Here is a 25807-nt window from a genome sequence, read left to right on the forward strand (position 1 = left end):
TTCACGCCTTCAGTTTTAATGCGTTCTCCGCAAGATCAGCCGCCAACACACCGATATCACCCGCCCCCTGGGTGATCAGCAGGTCATCATCACGCAATAAATCAGCCAACACCGGCTCTACGGGTTCACCTCTGGGGATAAACACCGGATCGACACGCCCCCGCTGACGGATGCTGCGGCACAGACTTCTACCATCGGCACCGGGCACCGGCTCTTCACCGGCAGGATAGACATCCATCAACAGCAGCACATCGACCTGTGAGAGCACTTCGACAAAGTCATCATACAGATCACGGGTTCTGGAGAAGCGATGCGGCTGGTACACCATGACCAGTCGTTTGTCCGGCCAGCCTTTGCGTATCGCCGCGATAGTCGCGGCAACCTCTCGAGGATGATGCCCGTAGTCATCGACAAACATGACATTGCCGACACCCGTTTCATAATGCCCATAAACCTGGAAGCGACGCCCTACCCCCTGGAACTGCATCAGGCCTTCACGGATCTGCTCATCACCAACACCCTCTTCACTGGCTACAGCAATGGTCGCCAGTGAATTCAGCACATTGTGCTCACCGGGAATATTCAGATGGATATCGAGCACATCATCACGATCCTTACGCACCAGACGAAAACGGTTTTCCATCCCGTTCTGGGCGATATCAATGGCTCGATAGTCTGCATCCTCAGACATGCCGTAAGTGATCACCTGTCGCTTGATCTCTGGCAGTAATTCACGGATGACCGGGTCATCAATACACATCACTGCCAGCCCATAAAACGGCAGGTTATGAAGAAAGTCGACAAAGGTCTTCTTCAAACGGCTGAAATCACCGTCGTAAGTCATCATATGATCCGCATCGATATTGGTGACAACCGCCACCATCGGCTGCAGGTGCAGAAACGATGCATCACTTTCATCGGCCTCTGCCACCAGGTAACGACTTCCTCCCAACCGGGCATTGGTGCCGGCCGAATTCAGCTTTCCACCAATAATAAAGGTCGGATCCAGTCCTCCCTGCCCCAATACCGACGCAATCAGGCTGGTTGTCGTTGTCTTCCCATGAGTGCCGGCTACGGCAATACCATGGCGGTAACGCATCAATTCAGAGAGCATTTCCGCCCTGGGAACCACCGGGATACGCAGCTCACGAGCGGTCACTAACTCGGGGTTATCTTCCTGCACCGCTGACGACACCACCACGACATCCGCCTTCTGCACATGCTCGCGCTCGTGTCCGATAAAGACCTCAATACCAAGGTCACGCAAACGCGCCGTCACACGGGATTCCCGCAGATCAGAGCCTGATATATCGTACCCCTGGTTTTTCAACACCTCCGCAATGCCGCACATGCCAACACCGCCAATGCCGATGAAGTGAATACGGCGAATGCGGCGCATCTCAGGAATAGCAAATACCGGTACGGACCGGCCGTTAAGATCAGCCAAGTGCCACCTCCCTGCATTGCTGCGCCACGGTTGCGGTCGCTTCGGGGCGTGCACAACCCAGTGCTGCCTCTCGCATCTTGCTCAGAAGCTCTCGCTCCTGTGCATACTTATCCAGTAATTCTGCTAACTTCACGTCACTTAATTCGCTTTGTTCCAGCAGGACTGCCGCGCCCCTGTCCACCAGGTAACGGGCATTACGCAGCTGCTGTTGATCTTTGTGCCAGGGATAAGGCACCAGAATGGCTGGTTTGCCGGCGTTAGCCAGTTCAGCCACAGTCAATGCACCGGAGCGGCAGACAATAATATCCGCCCAACGATAAGCAGCCCCCATATCGTCGATAAAGGGCTCAACACGTCCGGTCACACCACAATGTTCATAAATAGCCTGCGTTTCATCCACCTTGCCGGCACCCGTCTGATGCCAAACCTCTACCGGCGCCTTGGCTAATGCCATAGCTGCAGGGATGCATTCGTTGATCGCAAGCGCGCCACGACTTCCCCCTAATACCAGCAGCTTTAAAGGTCCTGCTCTGGCGTTATCTTCAGATTCAGGCAGAATCGTATTACGTACCGGATTACCGGTAAAAATGGCTTTATCCGTCACATCGAAGGTACCCGGAAACGCTTCCAGAACCCGAGAGGCAAACCGTGACGCAATCTTATTGGTAAAACCAGGAACCGCATTCTGCTCATGAATAACCAGCGGTATACCCAGCAATTTTGCTGCGACGCCACCCGGCCCCGATGCAAAACCGCCCATACCCAGTACACCGACCACATTCATGCTACGCATGACTCTGATGGCCTTCAGTACAGAAGCCGTGACGCGAAAAGGCGCCTGCAGGATGGCACGCATCCCGTTCCCCATAATCCCTTTTACTGGCATATAGGAAATATCAAAGCCGTGAGCAGGCACGAGAGTGGACTCCATGCCATCACGAGTACCCAGCCAGTGGATACCATAACCCTGAGCCTGCAGAGCCTCTGCAACGGCCAGCGCCGGGAAAATATGCCCCCCGGTGCCACCAGCCATAATGACAAAAACCGGTTTACCCTGCTCAGTCATGTTTGGCCTCCTTGACTGCCCCGGAGGCGAAGATCCGTCGTTCATAATCAATCCGCACCAACAACCCTACGGCCAGACAACTGATCAACAGGCTGCTGCCGCCATAACTCAAAAACGGTAACGCCAGCCCTTTGGTCGGTAATAGCCCGGTGCTTACACCAATATTGATAAAAACCTGAATACCGAGCAGTAACCCGATACCGTAAGCCATATACCCCGAAAACACCTGCCCGGCCTTTTCCGCCAGATAACCAATACGCAGGGCCCGCCAACTGACAAAAGCGAGCAGCATAATCACTAAGACACTGCCCAGCAATCCGAACTCTTCCGCAATTACGGCAAAAATAAAGTCGGTATGGGCTTCCGGCAGGTAAAACTGTTTCTGGATACTGTTGCCCAGCCCTTCACCAAACCAGCCACCACGACCGAAGGCGATCAATGACTGCGTCAACTGATAGCCACTTTCAAACTGGTACGCCCAGGGGTCCATATACGTTGTCAATCGGCGCATCCGGTATGGCTGACTGATCGCAATAAGCGCGATACCGGCCAGAGAAGCCAGGATCAAGACAAAGTACTGCCTTAATCTGGCACCTGCCAAAAACACCATACCCAACACGGCACCCATGAGCACAACCACTGCACCAAAGTCCGGCTCGGCCAGCAATAACGCCATGGCGAAAAGCAAAACAATCAGCGGCTTGAGAAATCCCCACCAGCCATCACGCACTTCATCCTGACGCCGAGACAAATACGATGCCATATAGATAACAATGCTGAGTTTGGCGACTTCCGAGGCCTGCAGGTTAAAGAATCCCAGTGGAATCCAGCGAACACTGCCGTTGATCTCCCGGCCAACAAACAACACCAGCACCAACAGAGAGAAACCCAACGCCAACAACAACACACTCCAGCGCTGCCAGAGCTCAATCGGGAATATCTGTACAGCGGCCATCACGCCCACAGCGCCAGCCATGAATACGCATTGCCTGAGGAAAAAGTGAAACGCTGAGTCATAATGCGCACTGGATATACCGGTGGATGCCGATCCGACCATCACCAGACCAATCAACAGCAACGCCAGAACACAAGCAATCAAGGGATAATCAAGCACCTGCCGATCCCTGCCAGCCACCAGAAAAGATGGCTCCAGCTGCGGGAGGCGCAGGCGTTTGATCCATTCACCCTGAAGCCACTCAGCCATGGGCAGCCTCCACCAGATGCGCGAAGACGTCACCACGTTCTTCAAAGCTTCGGAACATATCAAAACTCGCACAGGCGGGCGCCAACAATACCGCATCTCCCGCTGCCGCTATGTCACCGGCCAACGCTACGGCTTCATCCATGGAACCGGCAGAACAAAGCATCGCACAGCCATCTAAACATTCTGCAAGCCGTGGGCCATCAGCACCGATCGCGATCACCGTTTTAACGTAATGACTGACCGGATCACATAATTCTGAAAAATCAGCACCTTTTCCGTCACCACCGGCAATTAATACCAGCTTGCCGTCAATATCCGCACCCAACCCTTCAATGGCAGCAATTGCTGCGCCGGTATTGGTAGCCTTGGAATCATTAAACCAGCTGACACCATCCTTTTCTGACACCCACTGACACCGGTGAGGTAATCCCGGGAAAGTGCGGAGCACATCCAGCATGGCAGATAGAGGAAAACCAGCCTGATGCCCGATAGCCAGCGCCGCCAGCGCATTGGCATGGTTATGCCGACCTCGAATACGGATGTCACTGACCGGCATCAGGCATTCGAAACCCTGCGCAAGCCATGTCTGTCCCTGCTCATGACGCAGACCAAACTGGTTCAAGTCTGGCTCTTTCAGTGTAAACGCGACTTGCGGCACAGAGTCAGGCACCAAGGGATAACTCAGGGCATCATCGCGGTTATATACCGCCGACTGACACCCTCTGTATATCATCTGTTTGGCCTGATGATAGTCCGCTACCGTACTATAGCGATCCATATGATCTGGCGTCAGGTTCAACATTGTCGCCACCTGTGCACGCAATGAGTACGTGGTTTCCAGCTGAAAACTGGACAGTTCAAGGACATAGAACGACTTATCACAGCACTCCAGCAATTCCAGCACTGGCACACCGATATTGCCGCCAACACCAACACTGATGCCCGCCGCCTCAGCCATCAAGCCTACCAGCGTCGTTACCGTGCTCTTGCCATTGGAGCCTGTAATCGCGATCACCGGTGCAGTCACATCCCGGCAAAACAATTCAATATCGCCGACGACCTCAACACCAGCGGCAATAGCCGCAGCAATGGCCGGTTCCTTGAGGGAAACACCTGGACTGACAATCAACTCATCCGCACAGGTAAGCAGTTCTGCATCAAACGAGCCGGTGACAACCGTTATATCGGGGAACTGCTCACGAAACGCCGCAAGACCCGAAGGCGACTCACGGGAATCCACCACACTGAAAGGCAACTGCCGGGCAGCCAGGTAGCGGGCACAGGCCACCCCGGTCTTTCCAAGACCTATGATTATCCGACGCTTGTCACTGCCTATCAGCTGCCCGTTCAACGCACTATCCTTAACGAATTTTCAAAGTAGCAAGACCAATCAACACCAGAATCAGGGTGATAATCCAGAAACGAACAATAACCCGAGGCTCTGGCCAGCCCTTCAATTCATAGTGGTGATGCAATGGCGCCATTCGGAAGATACGGCGCCCTGTAAGTTTGTAAGAAGCCACCTGCAGAATGACCGAGACGGTTTCCATCACAAACACACCACCCATGATGAACAGCACAATCTCCTGCCGAACAATGACGGCGATAATACCCAGCGCTGCGCCCAGCGCCAGAGCACCGACATCGCCCATAAACACCTGGGCCGGATAGGTGTTAAACCAGAGAAAGCCGAGACCGGCACCGGCTAATGCACCGGTAAAGATCACCAATTCACCGGCACCACTGATGTAGGGAATATGCAGATAATGGGCGAATTCAACATGACCGCTGAGGTAAGCGAAGATGCCCAGCGCAGAACCAACCAGCACCGTCGGCATGATCGCCAGACCATCGAGACCATCGGTGAGATTGACCGCGTTACTGGTTCCAACAATGACCAGGTAGGCAAACAGAATGAAGAACGGCCCCATATTTAACGCGACGGTTTTGAAGAAGGGCACAATCAACGCAGTTTCAAGTGGCGTAGAGGCAAGGGAATAGAGATAGATAGCCGCACCTGCGCCCAGTACAGACTGCCAGAAGTATTTCCAGCGCGCCGGCAATCCGCGGGAGTTCTTTTCCACAACCTTGCGATAATCATCCACCCAGCCAATCACACCAAAACCCAACGTGACCGCCAGCACCAGCCATACGTACTGGTTTTGCAGGTTACTCCACAACAGCGTACTGATAGCAATGGCGACTAGGATCAGCGCTCCGCCCATAGTCGGAGTGCCCGCCTTGCTCAGATGTGACTGCGGCCCATCATCACGCACAGCCTGACCGATCTGGTAAAAGCTCAGCTTGCGAATCATCACAGGCCCAAGGTAAAGGGAAATACCCAGCGCCGTGAGAACGCCCAGAATGCCCCGTAGGGTCAGGTATTTAAAGACTGAAAACCCACTGTAAAACTGCGTGAGATAGTCCGCCAGCCATAGCAGCATCAGCGATTCCCCTCTTCCGGCTTTTTACAAGCCCTGACCACTTCATTCATTCCCATGGACATGGATCCTTTCACCATAACAGCAACCCCTGCCCCCAAACGGGACAGAAGATCATCAATCAGTAGCGTTTTTGCAGGAAAATGGGCCCCTGCACCACCCCAGTTTTCCTGAGTCAACTGCGTATATTCGCCATACGTCATCAGCACATCAATACCGGCATCACGGGCATATTGCCCCATCAGGCAATGCTCGATTTCAACCTGATCGCCCAGCTCCGCCATATCGCCCAGCACCAGGATTTTTTCACCCTGACAAGCCGCCAACACATCAATGGCAGCACGGGTTGATGCGGGGTTGGCATTGTAGCTTTCATCAATCACCAATGCGCCATTCTGCCCATGAAAGCGCTGACCACGTCGCATGTAAGGCTGTGCTTTTTCGAGCCCCTGAACAATGGTATTGAGAGACAATCCAGCCGCCTGTGCCACCGCTGCTGCCGCACAGGCATTGGCGACCTGGTGCTCTCCCCAAAACTGCAGATGCACATGCGCAGACTCACTCCCCATATGAAGGATGAAATGCATGCCATCATCCAGTGAATGAATCTCACTGGTATAACAATCGGCCTGTTGATTCGTCAGACTAAAACGTAAAACCTTCCGTGCAGGCTGTTGACGAATGCGCTCTAACCATTCGCCACAGGCTGGATCGTCAGCATTGAGAATCGCCGTTCCATCGACAGGGAGACTGTCGAAAATAGCGCCCTTCTCAACCACAACACCTGCAAGACTCCCCAGACCAGAAAGATGGGCTTCGCTGGCATTCGTAATAAGTGCGATATCTGCTGCAGCAAGTCTGGCGACATAATCAATTTCACCGGGATGATTCGTACCCATCTCAATCACGGCATACTGATGGCATTCTTCCAGGCGACTGAGAATAACTGGCACGCCAAAGTCATTATTCAGGTTGCCTTCCGTTGCCAGTGTTTCACCGACTTCGCGACAGATGGCAGCGATCATTTCACGGGTGGATGTTTTGCCACTGCTACCCGTAACGCCCATGACGACACCGTTAAAGCGCTGACGATTGAAGGCGCCAATCTGCCCCAAGGCAATACGGGTATCGGCAACCAGCAGCAACGCCCCTTTGACACCTTCAGGCTGACTGGACACCACCGCGCCCGCAGCCCCTTTTTCCAGTGCTGCAGCTACATAATCATGACCATCAAAATGAGGTCCGGTAATCGCCACGAAAAGCTGTCCTGGCTTGAGCGTGCGCGTATCAATGCTGATGTCGGAGAAACACGCATCATCACCGATTAGCTCTGCGGTCAGTGGCTGGACAAGGTCTGATAATGCCGCATTAATCATGAGGCAGCCCTCCTGTCCAACGCCTGCCTGACTTCACGCCTATCGCTGAACGGATAGCGAACCCCGTGAATTTCCTGGTAATCCTCATGCCCCTTACCCGCGACCAGGACAATATCCTCATTACCAGCCTCAGCCACAGCGGTTGCAATCGCCTCGGCTCGATCCGGAACAACCGTCAGTTTGTGTTCACGAAGCGCTAGCGGGATACCTGTCACGGCATCTTCAATGATGTTCAGAGGATCTTCGGTACGGGGGTTATCGCTGGTCAGCACGACACGATCGGCTCCCGTCAGTGCCGCTTCTGTCATAAGCGGTCGCTTGCCACTATCACGATCACCACCACAGCCAAAGACACAGGTGACTGTCTGACCACCATGATCACGGAGAGCACCTAATACACTGCGGAGCGCATCAGGCGTATGGGCATAATCCACCACAACGGTTGGCTGAGATGCGCCACCGAGCCTTTCCAAACGACCTGGCACATTATCCAGCTCGGGAATCAGGGTCAGAATGCGCTCCAGCGCAAATCCCTGCAGGCACAAGACACCAATGACCGCCAGTAGATTACTCAGGCTGAATTTACCCAGCAGAGCGGTACACAAACGTCCTTCCCCCCAAGGGGTATGGATATTTGCCGCCATTCCTTCAGGAGAAAATACGATATCTGACAGCCAGATATCCGCGCCATCAGAACAAATTGAATAGGTGATGCAGTTAACCTGATTCTCTGCCGCCACGTTAAGCATCAGATCTGCCCACTCGTCATCAAAATTGATCACTGCATGTTGCAAACCGGGTGAACGGAACAATTCTGCCTTGGCTGAGGCATAAGCTTCCATGGTCTGGTGATAATCCAGATGGTCACGACTCAGATTGGTATACATCGCCGTATTGAAGGCAATGCCACTGACTCGCCCTTGATGAAGTCCGTGAGAAGACACCTCCATCGTTAACCAGGGCACTGACTTATCCACTAGTCCAGCCATAAATTGCTGAACAGAAAGGTTATCCGATGTGGTGTTTCCTGCAGGCATCAAATCAGGGAATATGCCGTTACCCAGCGTGCCCATCACACCGCACGAGGCATTGAGACGAGACAGCAACTGTGCAATAAAATGGCAACAACTGCTTTTACCGTTGGTACCTGTCACACCGATGACCTTCACGTACTCAGAGGGAGACCGGTAAAAACGGCTCACCAACCCACTGAGCCGGTCTTTGAGATTAGCAACCGAGACAATCGGCACAGCACTCTCAGGCAATGCATCATCCGCTTCCGCGAGCACAGCGCAGGCACCGGCCGCTACGGCCTGTTCGATATATTGACGACCGTCACTACTCAACCCCGGCAGCGCAAGGAAAAGATCTCCTGCCATCACTTTGCGACTATCGAGCACCAATTCACGGACAGTGACATCCTTCACCGGTGGCAGATCCAGCCATTCCAGTATTTGATTCAGTGTCACCTGCTCATGCTGCATACTGTTCATCAACCCTTGTTCCTGGAGTACTTCTGGACGTCAGCCAGCGTCTTTACACCCGACTCATCCGGTGCAACGCCCAACACCCGGAGCGATTCACCCGCCACGCGGGAAAATACCGGCGCAGCCACCAGGCCGCCGTAATATTTGCCATTGGCGGGACTGTCAATCACTACCACCATCACAATGCGCGGCGCTTCGGCCGGTGCAATACCAACAAACGAACCAATATGTCGCGAATTGGTGTAACCCTCTTTGCCCAGCTTACGCACCGTGCCCGTTTTACCCGCAACCGAATAGCCATCCAGCCGGGCCCGTTTACCGGTGCCCCCCGGCGCAACCACGGTTTCCATCATGGTTAACACCTGCTGAGCCACATCAGCTTGCATCACGCGAGTGCCTTCAGGCGGAATATCACGCTTCAAGAGGGTAACCGGATGAAACACGCCGCGATTGGCCAAGACCATATAAGCCTGTGCCAGCTGCAGGGGGGAAACAGTAAGACCATAACCATAGGCGAGTGTGGCAGTTTCAATCGGCCGCCACTTCATACGGTAGGGCAACAGGCCGGTACTTTCTCCCGGAAAGGCCACACCTGTCGACTGCCCGAACCCGACTTTCTGAAACAGGGAAAAAATCGTGTCCGCTCCCAAATCCAGCGCAATCTTGCTGACACCAATATTACTGGATTTGGTAATCACACCTGTTACGTCGAGCTTGCCATAATTTCTGACATCGCTGACGGTATCCTTCCCAATACGCATTTTTCCCGGCGAGGTATCAATCGGCGTGTGTGCACTATAGCGGCCGGACTCCAGTGCTGCCGCTATCGTCAAGGGCTTAATCACCGAGCCGGGCTCAATCTGGTCGGTAATCGCACGATTTCGCACGCCGGCGGGGTTCAACTGGCTGCGATTATTTGGATTAAACGTCGGCTGATTCACCATGGCGAGGATTTCACCGGTTTTCACATCCAGCATAACGAGAGAAGCGGCACGTGCTTTCAGGCTCTGTACCGCTTTTTGCAATTCCTTGTTGGCAAGATATTGCAGCCTCAGGTCAATGCTTAGCATCAATTCCTTACCAGGACTAGCGCTGCTGACCACTTCTGCCTCCCTGACCAGGTGACCTCTGCGGTCTTTCAAGACACGCCACTTGCCCGGTTCACCCGATAACCAGTCATCAAAAGCCAGCTCAATCCCTTCCTGACCCTGATCATCAATATTGGTCAATCCCACCAGCTGGGCTGCGACAGAACCTGCCGGATAGTAACGGCGGTATTCATCAATGGAATAGACACCCGGTACATTCAGCGCCATGATCTTTTTGGCTTCTGCCGGCTCAATTTGCCGCTTGAGGTAGATAAACTCACGCTTCGCATTGGCTCTGAGTTTTTTACGTAGATCCTTGGCCTTGACGTTCAGGGCAGACGCTAGCGCCGACACATCCGCACCCGCAGTGATAAGTTCCTCAGGGTTGGCCCAAATGGACACCACCGGCGTACTCACCGCAATCGGCTTGCCATTCCGGTCAAAAATAATACCCCGATGCGCAGGAATGGTTTCATGGCGCACACTGCGCTTGTCGCCCTCGTTTTGCAAAAAGGGACGATCCACCACCTGCAGCTCAGCCACCCGCCAGATTGTGACGGTAATCAGCAGCAGTATCAGGGCTTCGACAAAACGAAATCGCCCATTATAAGGGGTTGTTTTCCTGCGCCGGTTCATGGTTCTACCAGGATCACCTTGTCCTTGTGAGGCATCTCCATTCCCAGCCGCTTAACCGCCTGCCGTTCGATCTGGCCATGGGCAGTCAAGGTGCTGTACTGCAACAGTAGCTGTCCCCACTCCTCCTGCGTCTTGTTTTTCCGGTTAAGCTCCGCCTGGTACTGGTTAAAGGCCTGACGGTTTAAGTGCGCCACATAGGCAACCGCTACCGCTGAACAAAATACGGCAAAAACCAGCGCAACCAGCCCCGGTCTGATACTTGCCAGCACCACTTTCAGCGGCAACCAGTCCATACTGCTTATCCCAGCTTCACTGCTACCCGCATGACCGCACTGCGCGCCCGCGGATTCATATCCAGCTCGCCCTTACCTGACTTCACTTTCTTGCCGCAGCTCTTGAGACGACGCGAGGCATTCAGCTGTTCTTCAGTCAGTGGCACCCACCTGGGGATATCCGTGTCGCCCTTCTCATGCTTACGAATGAAGCGCTTCACGATACGGTCTTCCAGCGAATGGAAGCTGATCACCACCAGCTTTCCACCGGGCTTCAGCACTTCCAGTGCCTGCTCGAGCACCAGGTTCAGATCATCCAGCTCACTGTTGACGAATATCCGGATACCCTGAAAGGCACGGGTCGCCGGATGCTTACCTTTCTCCCAGGACGGATTGGCTTCCGAGATGATATGCGCCAATCGCCCGGTGGTCACAATCGGTTCGATCTCCCGAGCCTGAACGATGGCACGAGCCATCCGGCGCGAAAAGCGTTCTTCTCCAAACCGCTTCAGGACATCGGCAATTTCAGCTTCATCCGCCTCAGCAATCCAGTCAGCGGCACTGATGCCATGCTCGGTATTCATGCGCATGTCCAGCGGACCATCCTGAAGAAAACTGAAACCTCGCTCAGGGTTGTCGATCTGTGGCGATGAAACGCCCAGATCCAGCAGCACGCCATCAACCGTCTGCTGACCGGCAAATTGTTCCAGCTCGGCAAACGAACCATGACAGATCTGGAACCGGTCATCCATCTGCGCCAATGCCTGACCGACAGCAACCGCTTCTGGATCCTTGTCGATACCAATCAGACGACCCTCATGGGACAATTTTTCCAAAACCGCACGACTATGACCGCCACGGCCAAACGTACCGTCGACATACAGTCCTTCCGGCGAACTGATTAGCGCCTCAACGGCTTCAGACAGCAAAACGGTCTGATGCCTGTATTGTTCGTTCATACTTTCCAACGGACTCACAACGACAGTGTCTGCAACTCCTCCGGGACCTGGTCTGCACCGCCGGCTTCCTCTAAATAGGCATCACGGCGTTCGTTCCAGCAGACCTCATCCCAGAGTTCGAATTTTTTCCCCTGCCCCAACAGTACGGTTTTCTTGCCAAGCCCGGCGTAATCGCGCAGCAGAGGGGGGATTAAAATCCTGCCACTGCCATCCATTTCCAGATCCGTCGCATGACCAATCAGGAGTCGCTGTATCCGTCGACTCAAAGGATGAAAACTGGGCAGGGACTCAATCTTGGCCTGAATGACCTCCCATTCATCAACGGGGTAGATCAACAGGCAGCGCTCTTCCGTATCAATGGTCGCTACCAGGTGCCCTTCACAGCGTATCGCCAATACGGAACGGTAGCGTGTTGGAATGGCCAACCGCCCTTTCGCATCCATATTGATCGCGTTGACGCCTCGGAACACGCAGCTGTCCTCTTTTTATCCCCTGAACCGAATACCAGATTATCCCACTTTTAGCCACTTTATCCCACAGTACCACACTATAGAAACCCCCAAAATCCGGATCAAGGCAGGCAATCACCTAAAAATCCCATAAATATTAAGGCGTTAGGCAACTATTAAGACATTAACGCGCAACCTAAAAAAGTGGAAAAACACGAACATTTCACCAACCAGGAAGACAGAACAAGATAGCAGCGCTTTCTCAGAGGAACCGAGATAAAACAGTTACTCAAAAAAAATCCTCTCACCGACAAGTCGACGAGAGGATTTTCAACATAAATGGCGAGCTGGCCTGTAAGCCGGGTTCTGTAGCACCTGCGAACAGGTCTGACAGTCATTCATCTGGGATGCATGTCACCATGCACCTCTAGCAGCCTACCCGGATTCAGTGCGGGTCACACCATCGAATCCCTATTTGGCCTTGCTCCAGGCGGGGTTTACCGTGCCGTGAACTGTTACCAGTCACGCGGTGCGCTCTTACCGCACCCTTTCACCCTTACCGGTCGACTCCGTTACCGGAGCCAACTTAGGCGGTCTACTCTCTGCTGCACTTTCCGTAGGCTCACGCCCCCCAGGCGTTACCTGGCGCCTTACCCTATGGAGCCCGGACTTTCCTCCACCCCATTCCAGAGAAATGAGATAGCGACTGCCCGGCCAGCTCGCGAACGGCGCAGAGTAATCAAAACTCCAGAGACAAACAAGCGAATTTCACTCACCATTCACAAAATACTATGACTACCCATCATTTTTCAGGGTTAACCCGTACTCATACAGCGTTTTTTTCTTAATACCGGTGATTCGTGACGCCAGCTGACTGGCCTGCTTCAGTGACAACTCTTCCAGTAATATCACCATGAGACTGGCAGCAGCTTCATCGAGCCCGCCCTCTTTGGGTGATTCCGCACCACGAACCAACACAACAAACTCACCTTTCTTCTGGTTGGCATCGGCCTTCACCTGCGCCAGACACTCACCAACCCGCCCCGCCAGAACCGTTTCAAATGTCTTTGTCAGCTCACGGGCTATGACAATATCACGCTCTGCACCGAGCACTTCAACCATGTCCATCAGGGTTTCTTCAATGCGGTGTGTAGACTCATAAAATATCCAGGTATGCTCAAACCCAGACAACGCCTGTAGCCGTTTTCTACGCGCAACCGATTTGGCAGGAAGAAACCCTTCAAAGAAAAAGCGGTCCGACGGCAAACCCGATACGCTCAACGCCGCTATCAACGCACAGGCTCCGGGAACCGGCACAACGCGGTACCCAGCTTCACGCACTGTCGCCACCAGGAAGTAGCCCGGATCAGAGATCAACGGCGTCCCCGCATCTGACACCAGCGCTATCGACTCACCAGCCGCCATTTTCGCCACAATCTGCGCACTGCGATCCCGCTCATTATGCTCATGACAGGCCAGCAGGGGCTTTCGAATTCCTAAATGATTGAGCAACCGCGCCGTATGCCGGGTATCCTCTGCAGCGATAACATCAACTGAACCCAACACGTCGACAGCCCTGGCGGTAATATCACCCAGATTACCAATGGGTGTGGATACTATATACAGACAGGCTTCATTCATCGGGTTTACTCAAACTATTAACCGGGATCGCTAGAGATGCGTCCGGCACTTGGTTAAAATCCACGAAGGGTACAGGTGAGAACCATAACCTGCCACCCAAAAATCGTGACGCGTTCAATCTGCCCATTATTGCCAGAAGGTGGCCCATAAGTGAGCTTCATATCCCGGCCAGGATTATCCATTGGCGTACTTGCACTGACTCTGATACTGGCAGCCTGCTCAACCGCTCCCCGTCAGACGACTTATGACGCCACCATGCCAGACACCTCCCGCATGACGGTCGACGGCATGCTACTAAAGGCCCAGAAAGCCACCTACCCGGTCAAGGGGCAATTATTGCTCTTGGCTGTCGGCACGCTGCTGGATGAAGACAGTCTGGACAGAGCAAGAAGCATTCTTGACCGTATTGAGCCCAACCGGCTGGATGGAAACAACCGGAATAACTACAGCCTCCTCGAAGCGGATTACGCCGTCCTGACGCATAACAGCCGTTCAGCACTAGAGTGGCTATCAACCGTCAGCACCTACAACCTGAAGCGCGCACAACGAATCAAATACCATCAAATCAAAGCCAGAGCCTTTGAACTGGATGGTAATTTCAGCCAAAACATTGAACAACTGGGTCAAGTGTTACAGCTCCTGCCCAAAGAAGAGCACCCGGCACTCTACCAGACATTATGGAACAACCTGCTGCTGCTGAATGAAAGCCAGCTGCTGGATCTCCTGATGGCAACACCACCCGACGCACTCAAACCCTGGATTGAGCTTGCCGTCATCTACCGCACCCCAGGTGAACTGGAAAACCAGCTGACTGAACTGCAGAGCTGGGAACAACGCTGGCCCACAAGCGATGCAGTACGTCATTTACCGCAAAGCATCACTGACCTGAAAAATGCCAAACCTTATCAGCCCGAAAAAGTCGCCCTATTATTGCCATTGAGCGGACCACTTGCTCAGGCTGGCGAAGCGGTCAGGGAAGGCTTCATGGCGGCTTACTATGAAGCGGCCAAAAAGAAACTTCACGCGCCCGAAATACAATTCTACGACTCTGCCTCCGGCGACCCGGTAGAATTGGCCTTAAAGGCTGAAGATGATGGTGCAGGACTGGTGATCGGCCCCCTCGGCCGTAACGCTGTAGAAACCGCAATATCAAGCAGCCAACTGACCATTCCACAGCTAACGCTCAACTACGCAGATGGAACACAGAACCTTTCGCCAGTCTACCAGATAGGATTAGCCGCCGAAGACGAAGCCAGACAGGGGGCAGACAGAGCATGGAAAGATGGCTTCCGACACCCTGTCATTCTCATTCCCGACAGCGACTGGGGCCAGCGCGTGGCGAATGCCTTTAGCCAGGAATGGCAAACACTGGGTGGCGAGGTACTAACAACCGTTCGCTATACCGGTAATGGCGATTTCAACCAGGCTGCATCCAAGCTGCTACTGGTCAACGAAAGCCAGCAACGAGCCAACAGCCTTCGACGCATTCTTGGCAAAAAACTGGATTTCACCCCCCGCCGCCGCCAGGATGCCGATATGATTTTCATGGCCGCTACGGCAGCCAATGGACGACAGTTAAAACCAGCTCTGGACTTTTACTTTGCCTATGATTTGCCGGTCTACACTACATCCGGCATCTACAGCGGCCACCAGGATCCCGCCAAGGATCGTGACCTGAGCGGCATTCGCTTTCCTGTCATGCCCTGGTATCTCAACCGGGATTCCGCCCTTAAAGACGTCATAACCCAGGAGTGGCCCTCAAGCACCGGGCAATATGGCAGCCTGTACGCACTGGGCGCAGACGTCTGGCGCCTTTACCCCAGAATGGAGCAGATGAGCCGCTCAGCTGGCGCCCAGATGTTTGGCGCTACCGGAACACTAAGCATCAACACCCAAGGCTATGTGGAACGACGCCTGATCTGGCAGTATTTTGAAAATGGCCGTCCCAGACCGCTCACCCGCGAATACAGCGCGAGAAAAACACATGCCATACACGTCCTGGATAGCAACGATCAGGAACCCACAGGGTAACCGGGCTGAGCAGGCCGCCCAGCGTTTTCTGGCCAAGCAGGGATTAACCCTGATTGCCAGGAATTACGCCTGGCGCGGAGGCGAACTGGATCTTGTCATGAAAGACACCGACACCCTGGTTTTCATTGAAGTTCGCTACCGAGCCCAGGATGGGTTTGGCAGTTCTGCTGAAAGCATTACCTGGCAAAAACAACAGAAACTCATCAGAACAGCACAACATTTTCTTCAGCAACACAGACTGACTGACAAGTCAGCCTGTCGCTTTGATATAATCACCGCAAAACCTGATTCATCCCGTCGAGGGACGCTACAAATCGGGTGGATCAAAAACGCTTTCAGCGCCTGACAGGACTACCATATGCTTGATCGCATCACCTCACACTTCTCCGACAGCATTGATGCCAAAATCCGTGCTGCGGAAACACTGCCACCGCTGATCGCTCAGGCTGCAGAACTCATCGTGAATGCCCTGGTGAATGAAGGAAAGATCCTGACCTGTGGCAATGGCGGCTCTGCAGCCGATGCCCAGCACTTTTCTTCAGAATTACTCAACCGTTTTGAACGGGAAAGACCCTCATTACCAGCCATCGCGCTGACGACAGATTCGTCCACCATCACCTCCATCGCCAATGACTACAGCTATAACGAAGTCTTTGCCAAGCAGATCCGCGCACTGGGTCAGGCGGGTGATGTCTTGCTGGCTATTTCAACCAGCGGCAAGTCGCCCAACATCGTGCAGGCTGTGCAAGCTGCCCATGACCGCGAAATGACCGTGATTGCCCTGACCGGTAAAGATGGCGGCAACATGGCCAGATTACTGCACCCTGAAGATATTGAAATTCGTGCACCAAGCACAGTCACAGCCCGCATCCAGGAAGTCCACCTGCTGGTGATTCACTGCCTGTGCGACCTGATTGACGAATGCCTTTTTGGAGCCGTCGAGTAAACTGCCGATTATTCAAGTACTGACCGCCCCTGACGCGTTACCGTAAAAATACAAGGGATCCTGACCATGCAAAGAACAAGGGCTCGCGGATTGCGAGTTTTCACCACCGCCATTTTGCTGACCACTGTCCTGACAGGCTGCACCACCACATTGACAGCCATTAACAGCGACCCCATAGAGCAGGATCCGGCCTCACGCTCCTGGGGGGCATGGATTGACGATCAAACCATCGAAACCGTGGCCAGCGTTAACATCAAAAAAGCCGACCCCACGTTTGCCAACAGCCACATTGTCGTGATCAGCCATAACGGCATTGTGCTTCTGGTAGGACAAACCAGCTCGGAATCGCTCAAGGAGTTAGCGGGAAACACCGTCAGAAATGTGCAGAAAGTTCGCAAAGTCTATAACGAACTGGAGGTCTCAGGCCCGACCACCATGCTGGTTCGTTCAGGCGACAGCTGGATCACCTCAAAAATCAAGACCCGGATGGTTGCCGAAAAAGACTTCCCCTCCGGCAATGTCAAAGTCATTACCGAAAACGGTACAGTGTATCTGATGGGACTTGTCACACCGGAACAGGCAACCACAGCCGTTAACATCGTAAAACAGTCTTATGGCGTCCAAAAAATCGTGAAGGTTTTCGAATACATATGATCCAGCCTCACTACCATAAAAAAACCGCTGCTTCGGCGGTTTTTTTATGAGAGAGTCATTACTTGACCACTTTCAGACTGGGGCGTCCCTTCGGAGGCCTACCCGGCCCTTTAGGGTCAGGTTCTGGAGAAGGCTCATTATCGTTAACTTCAGAATCCACCAGGTGCACACCTTCAGGCTGAGCTTCAACCTCAAAGACCATGCCCTGACCATTTTCCTTGGCATAGATTGCCATGACAGCCCCAACAGGCACACAGACCTGAAACGTCCTGCCACCAAAACGTGCCAGAAACATGACAGCCTCATTAGAGACATCCATATCGCGAATAGCCATTGGTGCAAGATTGAGTACAACCTGTTCCTCACCGGCAAACTGATCCGGAACATCGACACCCGACACCGTCGTATCTACCAGAAGATAAGGGGTGCAATCGTTATCAACAATCCATTCATACAGTGCCCTGATAATATAAGGGCGACTGCTGGTCATACTCATTGAATGACTCCAGATTTATTTCCAAACACGCAAAAAAGGGGGCTTGCCCCCTTTAGTGTATGCCAATCTCAGCGATCAGATACGCATTTCCTTCTCAACATCTGAGAGGCTTTCACGGAAAGATTCACGCTCAAACAACCGCTCAGCATAATCCGTAATCGCTTTGGCCTGCGGCGGCAATTGGATATCCATCGCCTCCAGGCGCCAGAGAATCGGTGCCACACAGCAATCAACCAGCGTAAACTCTTCACTCATAAAGAAGGGCTTCTCAGCAAAGATGGGTGCAATGCTGATCAGACTTTCACGCAATTCCTTACGCGCCTTGACTGCGGCTGCATCCTTGGTCTTGGGATCCAAAATAGTATCAGCCAGGACACACCAGTCTTTCTGGATACGATGCATCATCAGCCGGCTCTGGGCCCGAGTCACCGGATAGACCGGCAGCAGTGGCGGATGCGGGAAACGCTCATCCAGATACTCCATCATGACATTGGGCTCATAGAGCACCAGATCACGATCCAGCAAGGTCGGCAGCGTGTTGTAGGGATTGATATCAGCCAGTTCCTGAGGTCTGGAATCCGGATTAACATCCTGAATATCGACAGCGACACCCTTTTCCGCCAACACAATACGAACACGATGGCAGTAGTGATCAGCCGGGTCAGAAAAAAATGTCATTGAGGATCTTTTGGCGACTACGCCCATTGATCTACCCCCACCTGAGGTCATACATGAAACCAAAAACGCGCGCAGCCACAAGAGTGACTACGCGCCAGATAACAAATTTTACCAGATTATAGAAGTTAGTGAACGTCCTTCCAGTACTCCCGCTTCAGCAAATAAGCTACGACGAAGAAAAAGGCCAGGAATAACAGCACGTAAATACCGATTTTCTGGCGCTCCAGCTGCATCGGCTCACCACTGTAATCCAGGAAATTCACCAGATCATATATCGCCTGATCATAGGCCTCCGGGGTCATACTACCCTTATACTCGGAATCCGGCACCAGACCACATAACTTCTCACCGGTCAGCGTATCAATCTGACCCGCCGCATCACCCGCACAGGTATCAATCAAACCACCCTGCAACTCCAGCAACACATGCGGCATTGCCACATCCGGGAACACCTTGTTGTTAACACCCCAGGGGCGCTTGGGATCCAGGTAAAAGGTGCGGAGATACGTATAGAGCCAGTCAGCACCACGAACCCGAGCAACCATGGTCAGATCAGGTGGCGCTGCACCAAACCATTGCTTGGCCTCCTTTTCCACCATACCGGTTTTCATCAGGTCGCCAATCTTGGCATCCGTAAAAACCAGATTATCCAACATGAGATCATGAGGGATACCCAGGTCATCCGCCACCCGCTCATAGCGCTGGAACTGTGTTGCATGACAGCCGGCACAGTAATTCATGTAAAACTTTGCCCCCCGCTGCAGAGACGCCTTGTCACTGACATCCGTCTCAATGTGATCCAGCGGATAGCCCCCACCGCCAGCAGCGAACGCAGCCACCGGCAGCAACACAAACAGCCAAGTAATGAATATTTTTTTCATTAGCCGGTCACCCTCTCCGGTACAGTTTTAGTCTTCTCAAAACGGGTGTAAAAAGGCATCAGCAGGAAGAACGCAAAGTAGAACAGGGTTGCCACACGTGCAATATTGGTCAGCAAGCCTGTCGCTGGCTGCGTTCCCAGCCAGGTCAGCAATATATAATTGAGACCAAAGACAACGATGCAGGTCTTGCTGATCAACCCCTTATAACGCCAGGACTTCACGGGGCTCCTGTCCAACCACGGCAAGACAAACAGGATCGCAATCGCGGCCCCCATGGCAACGACGCCCAGCAGCTTATCTGGAACCGCCCGCAAAATCGCGTAGAACGCACCAAAATACCAGACAGGCGCGATATGCTCTGGCGTCTTGAGACTATTCGCCTGCTCAAAGTTGGCATGCTCAAGGAAGAACCCACCCATTTCAGGGAAGAAGAACACCACGCTACAGAACACGAAGAGGAAGACAACCACACCCACGATATCCTTGACGGTGTAGTAGGGGTGGAAAGGAATGCCATCAACCGGTATACCATCAGCATTCTTGTTTTTCTTGATTTCCACGCCATCCGGGTTATTGGAACCCACTTCGTGCAGCGCAATGATATGCATGACGACCAAGCCAAGGATAACAATTGGCAGCGCCACTACATGCAAGGCAAAGAAGCGGTTCAAGGTAATACCGGAGATCAGGTAATCACCACGAATCCACTGCTGCAGATCAGGGCCAATCACCGGAATTGCACCGAACAGGGAAATGATGACCTGCGCACCCCAGTAGGACATCTGCCCCCAAGGCAGCAGATAACCCATGAAAGCCTCAGCCATCAGCGCAAGGTAGATCGCCATACCGAAAATCCAGACCAACTCACGAGGCTTTCGGTATGACCCATACAACAGGGCGCGGAACATATGACAGTAAACCACTACAAAGAAGGCCGATGCCCCGGTGGAGTGGAGATAACGAATCAGCCAACCGTATTCCACATCTCGCATGATGTATTCAACAGAGGCGAAAGCACCTTCCGCACTCGGCACATAGCTCATGGTCAACCAGACACCGGTCAGCAGCTGATTTACCAGAACCAGAAGCGCCAGAGAACCAAAGAAATACCAGAAATTGAAATTCTTGGGTGCGTAATATTTGCTGAGATGCTCTTCCCACATCTTCGTCAGCGGAAAACGCTCATCCACCCAGGTCAGTAATTTGCTTCCCATCAGGCAGCCTCCTCATCAACACCTACAGTCAGGATGTCGTCCCCTTCAAAGGAATAAGGCGGCACTTCCAGGTTCGTTGGCGCCGGCACCCCCTTGAACACACGACCCGCCAGGTCAAACCTGGAACCATGACAGGGGCAGTAGTATCCACCCACCCAATTCGCATCAAAGTCCATTGGCTTCACTTCAGGCGTGAATTTTGGCGAACACCCCAGATGCGTGCAGAGCCCCACCAGAACCAGTATATCTTCCCGGGTGGAACGGAATTCATTCTGCGCATAACCAGGCTGCTCCGACTCCTGAGAGCTCGGATCTCTAACTTTGTCGTCTACCTTGCGGATATTATCGAGCATCTCCTGCGAACGCCGCACGACAAACACGGGTTTGCCACGCCACTCCACAATTACCTGCTGACCAGGCTCCAGCTTCGATATGTTGACTTTGACAGGTGCGCCCGCCGCCTTGGCCTTGGCGCTTGGATTCCAGGATTTGATAAACGGTGTCGCAACTCCCGCAGCCCCCACTGCACCAACTACCGAAGTAGCTGCAACCAGAAAGCGGCGCCGGCCCACATTTACGCCGTCTTGACTCATTCGGCTTTCTCCCCATCAGAGCGTTAGCTCATTTATTCTGCATGCCAGGCAAAGCGGTGGGCATATTAGTTAAACTCGGAATTACTGGCAAGCAACCGCAATTCCCCTTAGCACCCCACCAACAATCCGCAATGATATAGGGTTTACCCCTTAAATTAAATGGATGAGATCCATACTGGCGCACTTTCATGGCCTTTGCCGACAAAAAATGCCCACTTTTCAGGCATGAAAAAAAATAGCAGACATAAAAAAAGCGCCGGTCCGAAGACCAGCGCTTTTGCAGTAATCCAAAAACGAATTAACGCTTGGAGAACTGGGGACGCTTACGAGCTTTGTGCAGACCGACTTTCTTCCGTTCAACCATACGGGCATCACGGGTGACATAGCCTGCCTTACGCAGAGAAGGACGCAAAGTTTCGTCATATTCCATCAGGGCGCGGGTGATACCGTGACGGATCGCACCGGCCTGACCGTTAGCACCACCACCTTTTACGGTGATCATGATGTCGAAATTTTCCGTCATCTCAACCAGCTCAAGCGGCTGCATAACAATCATGCGGGACGTTTCACGACCAAAGTAGTCCTGAAGCGTACGACCGTTGATAGAAATGCTGCCAGTTCCCTTACGCAGGAAGACACGAGCGGTAGAGGTTTTGCGACGACCTGTGCCGTAGTTCTGAGTTACTGACATGTTGACCCCCGATTAAATAGTCAATTGCTGAGGTTGCTGTGCAGCATGCGGATGCGTGGATCCGGCATAAACTTTCAGCTTACGCTGCATATCGCGACCCAGCGGGTTACGGGGCATCATGCCTTTAACTGCCAGCTCGATGACACGTTCAGGCTTGTGAGCAATCAGCTTTTCAAAGCTCATTGACTTCAGTCCACCCGGGAAGCCGGTGTGGCGGTGGTACATCTTGTCAGATGCCTTACGACCGGTCACACGCACTTGCTCTGCGTTGATGACAACGATGTAATCGCCGGTATCAACGTGAGGAGTGTACTCAGGCTTGTGCTTACCACGCAGGCGACTGGCAATTTCTGTAGCCAAACGACCGAGCGTCAGCCCGGAAGCATCTACAACATACCAGTCGCGCTTAGCGGTTTCTGGTTTAGCGCTAAAGGTTTTCATCTATCTATCCGCCTCAATGCTCGCTAACGCGAGTTGAATTCAAACATCACGGCTGTTTAGCCAGCCCACGAACCAACGCAAGGGCTTTAAAACCACCGCGGTTCAAACATTGGGCACTCATTATGGGAAACGGGAGCGGTATTATAGCCAGATCGAACAGGAAAAAAACCCCGCTAACGGTCAATTGCGGCTATCCACCAGTTTTTTACGGCTAAAATGTCTCTCACAGCCGGAATGAACGATCGAGCCCTACCATGTCCAAGAGCGTTCTTGTGCCTGTCGCGCACAGCATCGAAGAGATAGAAGCGGTCACCATCATTGATACGCTTCGTCGAGCAGGCGCCACTGTCACGGTAGCGAGTTGCAATGCGGATAGCGCTATCAATGTGGAGGCGTCCCGGGGCGTGCGCCTGCTGGCGGACTGCCCTATCAGCGAGTGCCTTGACACCCATTACGACATCATCGCCCTGCCCGGCGGCATGCCCGGCGCCGAACACCTGAGAGACTGCCAGGCCCTGACCGATCTTCTGATCAGCCAGAAACAGATGGGGCACTGGATTGCTGCCATCTGCGCTTCGCCCGCCATTGTTCTGGCACATCATGGCCTGCTGGAAGGCATTCGGGCAACAGCCCACCCCAACTTTCAGTCACAACTCACCGGCGCCGTGGCGATCAACGAACCGCTGGTAATCGATGAAAACACCAAAATCATCACCAGCCAGGGGCCGGGCACAGCCATGTATTTTTCATTGAACCTGGCCAAAATACTCTATGGGGAAATCGTTTTCCGGGAGCTGGCCACGGCTATGGTCGCCCATTGGGCGCTCTGAAAGCACTTGCAACCGGGTTATTGGCACCGTATAAAAAATAGTAATGACAAGCCGATATATCTCACAACACGCACAAGGCAAACAACAATAAAGAGGTATCTATGGAACTTGTTTGGCTACTGACCGGCGCAATTGCCCTCTACTGGCTTGACCGTTATCAGGACAAGATCGCCGATCGTATGGCCGGGGAAGCCTTTGATCAGGTCTCAGAAACCCGCAATGGCAAAACCTATAGCGGTAAGACCGCCATTATTCATCGCAAAAAGCATATCGGGCATGTCTTCATGCCACTTTTCCCCTCTCTCGACCATGACATCAAGGCGCTGTGCCAGACAGAAGACAACCACTGGTTCTGGTATCACGCCCAGATCAAGAACATGAAACTGGTGCATACCGAAATCAATCCTGTCTCCATTGAAGCGGCACTGGAAGCCATGGACGAAGACGAAACGGGCACCTGTCGCGAAGAAAAAAGCTAATTCTCTTCCAACGGTGTCAGCCCATGCTGACACCTCATTTCCAGCCATACTTACTACGAGAGTCAAGCCATCCTCCCACTTCCTCCAGCAGCGTCTCGCGATAAAATTGACAGACCAACAACCAATGCGGATAGTTACCCGCAAGACAGCAGTAGAAATCCTAAAAACACATGACATTGCCACTTCCTCTCACGCTCCAGAAAAAGCTCAGCAAAATCCCGATGCTTCGAGCCATGGAAATCGACTATCGGCTTTATGATGGTAAACAGCTGCAACTTGCCTGCCCTCTGCCTCCCAACATCAATGACAAGGGCACCTTCTTTGGCGGCAGCATCAGCGCGCTTGCCACTATCTGCGGCTGGACCATGACCAGTCTCAAGGCCCTGGAGGTCGGCACCAACTGCGATGTCGTCATTGCAGAACAAAACCTGCAATTCCTGACACCCGCCTGCAGCGAACTGACTGCAACCTGTGAGTGCACGGTACCTGAAACCTTCAACGGCCGCCTGCAGGCAGGCCGCCGGGCGCGCCTTGACCTAACGGTGTCACTGCACTCAGATGGTGAGCGTGTTGCCAATTTCAACGGACGCTATGTCGCTGTACCCACATAGGAAACAACGGAATGGATATAACCCTGATCTTACTGGCCGCCGCCATTCTTGCGATTGCCGGCCTGACCGTATGGGCGGTCAAACTCTGGCTTGAAGTGTTTCGAAACCGTGCCAGCATCCGGAAATCCAACGAACAGCACCGACAGTTTCTTTGCTCCAGCCTGACCATACTGGCAAGAAGTCTGGTGCATGAACAGGTTAATCCAACAGAAGGCTGCATCCGGATAAAAACCATTCTGGATATGGTGGATCCTGCCCTGGGTAAAACCGAGGAATACCAGATATTCACAACGGTCTATGACGCAACCACGCACATGCCGATTGGCGAAGCACGAAAAACCATGAAACTGAGCGCACGCAACCGTCTGGATGAAGAACGCGAACGGCTGGAACAACAACACCAGGAACGCATAAAACAGGCAGCTCAAAGCCTGCTGACACAATTCAATGCAGAAAGTATCTTTAAAGAAGCATGAAACAAGCGTTCGACATCGGCCCGCTCAATCGAAACCTTACGAAAATGCACCCGGAAGCACGGGTACTGGTTCAACCGCTGCCCGACTGCCCTCAAGTACAGTTGGCTCTTCTTGACCCAACACCGATGAAGCATCGCCCATTCACAGAAGAAGAAATTAAAACCATTCAAGATTACCCGGCTTACTGGGCATTTTGCTGGGGCAGTGGTCAGGCTCTGGCGGCTCAAATACTGGACACACCAAGCCTGGTAGCGGGAAAGACGGTAATGGATTTTGGTGCAGGTTCCGGCGTCATTGCGATTGCCGCCAGCCTTGCGGGCGCCCGCGAAGTGATTGCCTGCGATATTGATCCGGATGCACTGATTGCTTGCCAAATCAACGCACACATCAATCAGGTCAGCTTCCGACTCCATGATGATCTGTTCAGCTTTGATGAGCCGCTGGACCTGTTAATCGCAGCCGACGTCCTGTACGACAGAAACAACCTGCCACTGCTGGAACAGTTTCACTCCATCGCCACCGAAGTACTGGTCGCCGACTCCCGTATCAAACAGTTTGATTTTCCGCCCTATTGCCGCTTTTCCAGCCGGGAGTGCGGCACGGTCCCCGATCTTGATGAAACCCGTGACTTCAACAACATCAACTTCTACTGTAACCGCCCTATTCGGACGGACCGCCGGGTTCCTGCCAGCCAGGAACCTCTACCGATTTAAGCAAGAA

Annotated in this window: 28 protein-coding genes and 1 other RNA gene; 9 read left to right on the plus strand and 20 right to left on the minus strand. The window is 53.1% G+C overall.

Annotation, left to right across the window (positions count from 1 at the left end):
• Position 1: 1 nt before the first annotated feature.
• The 13 genes from murC to rsmI form a co-directional block, all read right to left on the minus strand.
• Positions 2 to 1399 (minus strand): UDP-N-acetylmuramate--L-alanine ligase, encoded by a 1398-nt coding sequence (murC, locus tag KHS78_RS02085; RefSeq protein ID WP_211824808.1) that lies wholly within the window; start codon positions 1397 to 1399, stop codon positions 2 to 4.
• A 40-nt stretch (positions 1400 to 1439) separates the two neighbouring features.
• A complete protein-coding gene (gene murG / locus KHS78_RS02090; protein ID WP_211824655.1) occupies positions 1440 to 2513 on the minus strand; it encodes an undecaprenyldiphospho-muramoylpentapeptide beta-N-acetylglucosaminyltransferase in 1074 nt (357 codons plus the stop codon).
• On the minus strand, positions 2506 to 3717 hold the full coding sequence (gene ftsW / locus KHS78_RS02095) for a putative lipid II flippase FtsW (protein ID WP_211824657.1): 1212 nt from the start codon (positions 3715 to 3717) through the stop codon (positions 2506 to 2508). The genes murG and ftsW overlap by 8 nt, the downstream gene beginning before the upstream one ends.
• Entirely contained in the window at positions 3710 to 5068 is a 1359-nt protein-coding gene (murD, locus tag KHS78_RS02100; RefSeq protein ID WP_246505988.1) for a UDP-N-acetylmuramoyl-L-alanine--D-glutamate ligase, read from the minus strand. The genes ftsW and murD overlap by 8 nt, the downstream gene beginning before the upstream one ends.
• 10 nt (positions 5069 to 5078) lie before the next feature.
• Positions 5079 to 6161: a phospho-N-acetylmuramoyl-pentapeptide-transferase gene (gene mraY / locus KHS78_RS02105; protein ID WP_211824658.1), complete on the minus strand. Its 1083-nt coding sequence runs from the start codon at positions 6159 to 6161 to the stop codon at positions 5079 to 5081.
• Positions 6161 to 7534: a UDP-N-acetylmuramoyl-tripeptide--D-alanyl-D-alanine ligase gene (locus KHS78_RS02110; RefSeq protein WP_211824659.1), complete on the minus strand. Its 1374-nt coding sequence runs from the start codon at positions 7532 to 7534 to the stop codon at positions 6161 to 6163. Before KHS78_RS02110 ends, mraY begins: the two co-directional genes overlap by 1 nt.
• Positions 7531 to 9027 (minus strand): UDP-N-acetylmuramoyl-L-alanyl-D-glutamate--2,6-diaminopimelate ligase, encoded by a 1497-nt coding sequence (locus KHS78_RS02115; protein WP_211824660.1) that lies wholly within the window; start codon positions 9025 to 9027, stop codon positions 7531 to 7533. Before KHS78_RS02115 ends, KHS78_RS02110 begins: the two co-directional genes overlap by 4 nt.
• Entirely contained in the window at positions 9027 to 10745 is a 1719-nt protein-coding gene (locus tag KHS78_RS02120) for a peptidoglycan D,D-transpeptidase FtsI family protein (protein ID WP_211824661.1), read from the minus strand. Before KHS78_RS02120 ends, KHS78_RS02115 begins: the two co-directional genes overlap by 1 nt.
• On the minus strand, positions 10742 to 11038 hold the full coding sequence (gene ftsL / locus KHS78_RS02125; protein WP_211824662.1) for a cell division protein FtsL: 297 nt from the start codon (positions 11036 to 11038) through the stop codon (positions 10742 to 10744). Before ftsL ends, KHS78_RS02120 begins: the two co-directional genes overlap by 4 nt.
• Positions 11039 to 11043: 5 nt before the next feature.
• Positions 11044 to 11976 (minus strand): 16S rRNA (cytosine(1402)-N(4))-methyltransferase RsmH, encoded by a 933-nt coding sequence (gene rsmH, locus KHS78_RS02130; RefSeq protein ID WP_211824663.1) that lies wholly within the window; start codon positions 11974 to 11976, stop codon positions 11044 to 11046.
• Positions 11977 to 11990: 14 nt separating this feature from the next.
• Complete coding sequence (gene mraZ / locus KHS78_RS02135; protein WP_211824665.1) at positions 11991 to 12446, minus strand: division/cell wall cluster transcriptional repressor MraZ; 456 nt, start codon at positions 12444 to 12446, stop codon at positions 11991 to 11993.
• Between the two features lie 318 nt (positions 12447 to 12764).
• Positions 12765 to 13147: RNase P RNA component class A (rnpB, locus tag KHS78_RS02140), an RNA gene on the minus strand.
• A gap of 73 nt (positions 13148 to 13220) precedes the next feature.
• Positions 13221 to 14066, minus strand: a complete 846-nt coding sequence (gene rsmI / locus KHS78_RS02145) for a 16S rRNA (cytidine(1402)-2'-O)-methyltransferase (protein WP_211824666.1) — start codon at positions 14064 to 14066, stop codon at positions 13221 to 13223.
• Between the two features lie 150 nt (positions 14067 to 14216).
• On the opposite strand from rsmI, the gene KHS78_RS02150 reads away from it, so the two are divergent.
• The 4 genes from KHS78_RS02150 to KHS78_RS02165 all read left to right on the plus strand — a co-directional run bounded on the left by KHS78_RS02150 (position 14217) and on the right by KHS78_RS02165 (position 17697).
• Positions 14217 to 16097 (plus strand): penicillin-binding protein activator, encoded by a 1881-nt coding sequence (locus KHS78_RS02150; RefSeq protein WP_211824668.1) that lies wholly within the window; start codon positions 14217 to 14219, stop codon positions 16095 to 16097.
• A complete protein-coding gene (locus tag KHS78_RS02155) occupies positions 16051 to 16443 on the plus strand; it encodes a YraN family protein (RefSeq protein WP_211824670.1) in 393 nt (130 codons plus the stop codon). Before KHS78_RS02150 ends, KHS78_RS02155 begins: the two co-directional genes overlap by 47 nt.
• Positions 16444 to 16455: 12 nt before the next feature.
• Positions 16456 to 17043 (plus strand): phosphoheptose isomerase, encoded by a 588-nt coding sequence (locus KHS78_RS02160; protein WP_211824672.1) that lies wholly within the window; start codon positions 16456 to 16458, stop codon positions 17041 to 17043.
• 66 nt (positions 17044 to 17109) lie between these two features.
• Entirely contained in the window at positions 17110 to 17697 is a 588-nt protein-coding gene (locus tag KHS78_RS02165) for a BON domain-containing protein (protein WP_211824674.1), read from the plus strand.
• A gap of 58 nt (positions 17698 to 17755) precedes the next feature.
• Here the strand turns inward: KHS78_RS02165 and KHS78_RS02170 are convergent, their stop codons facing one another.
• The 7 genes from KHS78_RS02170 to rplM form a co-directional block, all read right to left on the minus strand.
• On the minus strand, positions 17756 to 18193 hold the full coding sequence (locus tag KHS78_RS02170; protein WP_246505990.1) for a ClpXP protease specificity-enhancing factor: 438 nt from the start codon (positions 18191 to 18193) through the stop codon (positions 17756 to 17758).
• Positions 18194 to 18268: 75 nt separating this feature from the next.
• Entirely contained in the window at positions 18269 to 18898 is a 630-nt protein-coding gene (locus KHS78_RS02175; protein WP_211824676.1) for a glutathione S-transferase N-terminal domain-containing protein, read from the minus strand.
• 98 nt (positions 18899 to 18996) lie between these two features.
• Positions 18997 to 19752, minus strand: coding sequence for a cytochrome c1 (locus KHS78_RS02180; RefSeq protein ID WP_211824678.1), 756 nt, complete (start codon positions 19750 to 19752; stop codon positions 18997 to 18999).
• Positions 19752 to 20966: a cytochrome b gene (locus KHS78_RS02185; RefSeq protein WP_211824680.1), complete on the minus strand. Its 1215-nt coding sequence runs from the start codon at positions 20964 to 20966 to the stop codon at positions 19752 to 19754. The genes KHS78_RS02180 and KHS78_RS02185 overlap by 1 nt, the downstream gene beginning before the upstream one ends.
• Positions 20966 to 21559, minus strand: a complete 594-nt coding sequence (petA, locus tag KHS78_RS02190; protein ID WP_211824682.1) for a ubiquinol-cytochrome c reductase iron-sulfur subunit — start codon at positions 21557 to 21559, stop codon at positions 20966 to 20968. The genes KHS78_RS02185 and petA overlap by 1 nt, the downstream gene beginning before the upstream one ends.
• Positions 21560 to 21857: 298 nt before the next feature.
• A complete protein-coding gene (gene rpsI, locus KHS78_RS02195) occupies positions 21858 to 22250 on the minus strand; it encodes a 30S ribosomal protein S9 (RefSeq protein ID WP_211824684.1) in 393 nt (130 codons plus the stop codon).
• 12 nt (positions 22251 to 22262) lie between these two features.
• On the minus strand, positions 22263 to 22691 hold the full coding sequence (rplM, locus tag KHS78_RS02200) for a 50S ribosomal protein L13 (RefSeq protein ID WP_211824686.1): 429 nt from the start codon (positions 22689 to 22691) through the stop codon (positions 22263 to 22265).
• 254 nt (positions 22692 to 22945) lie between these two features.
• On the opposite strand from rplM, the gene KHS78_RS02205 reads away from it, so the two are divergent.
• From KHS78_RS02205 to KHS78_RS02225, 5 genes are all read left to right on the plus strand, one after another.
• Positions 22946 to 23521, plus strand: coding sequence for a DJ-1 family glyoxalase III (locus KHS78_RS02205; protein ID WP_211824687.1), 576 nt, complete (start codon positions 22946 to 22948; stop codon positions 23519 to 23521).
• 101 nt (positions 23522 to 23622) lie between these two features.
• On the plus strand, positions 23623 to 24000 hold the full coding sequence (locus tag KHS78_RS02210; protein WP_211824688.1) for a hypothetical protein: 378 nt from the start codon (positions 23623 to 23625) through the stop codon (positions 23998 to 24000).
• 170 nt (positions 24001 to 24170) lie between these two features.
• Positions 24171 to 24611 carry a YiiD C-terminal domain-containing protein gene (locus KHS78_RS02215; protein WP_211824689.1) on the plus strand — a complete coding sequence of 147 codons (441 nt, stop codon included), beginning with the start codon at positions 24171 to 24173 and terminating at the stop codon, positions 24609 to 24611.
• An 11-nt stretch (positions 24612 to 24622) separates the two neighbouring features.
• Complete coding sequence (locus KHS78_RS02220; protein ID WP_211824690.1) at positions 24623 to 25087, plus strand: DUF2489 domain-containing protein; 465 nt, start codon at positions 24623 to 24625, stop codon at positions 25085 to 25087.
• The gene (locus tag KHS78_RS02225; protein WP_211824691.1) at positions 25084 to 25800 is read left to right on the plus strand and encodes a class I SAM-dependent methyltransferase; all 717 of its coding nucleotides are present in this window, start codon (positions 25084 to 25086) and stop codon (positions 25798 to 25800) included. Before KHS78_RS02220 ends, KHS78_RS02225 begins: the two co-directional genes overlap by 4 nt.
• Positions 25801 to 25807: the final 7 nt, after the last annotated feature.

It is taken from the genome of Kistimonas asteriae (assembly GCF_018263925.1).
Taxonomy (GTDB): Bacteria; Pseudomonadota; Gammaproteobacteria; order Pseudomonadales; family Endozoicomonadaceae; genus Kistimonas; species Kistimonas asteriae.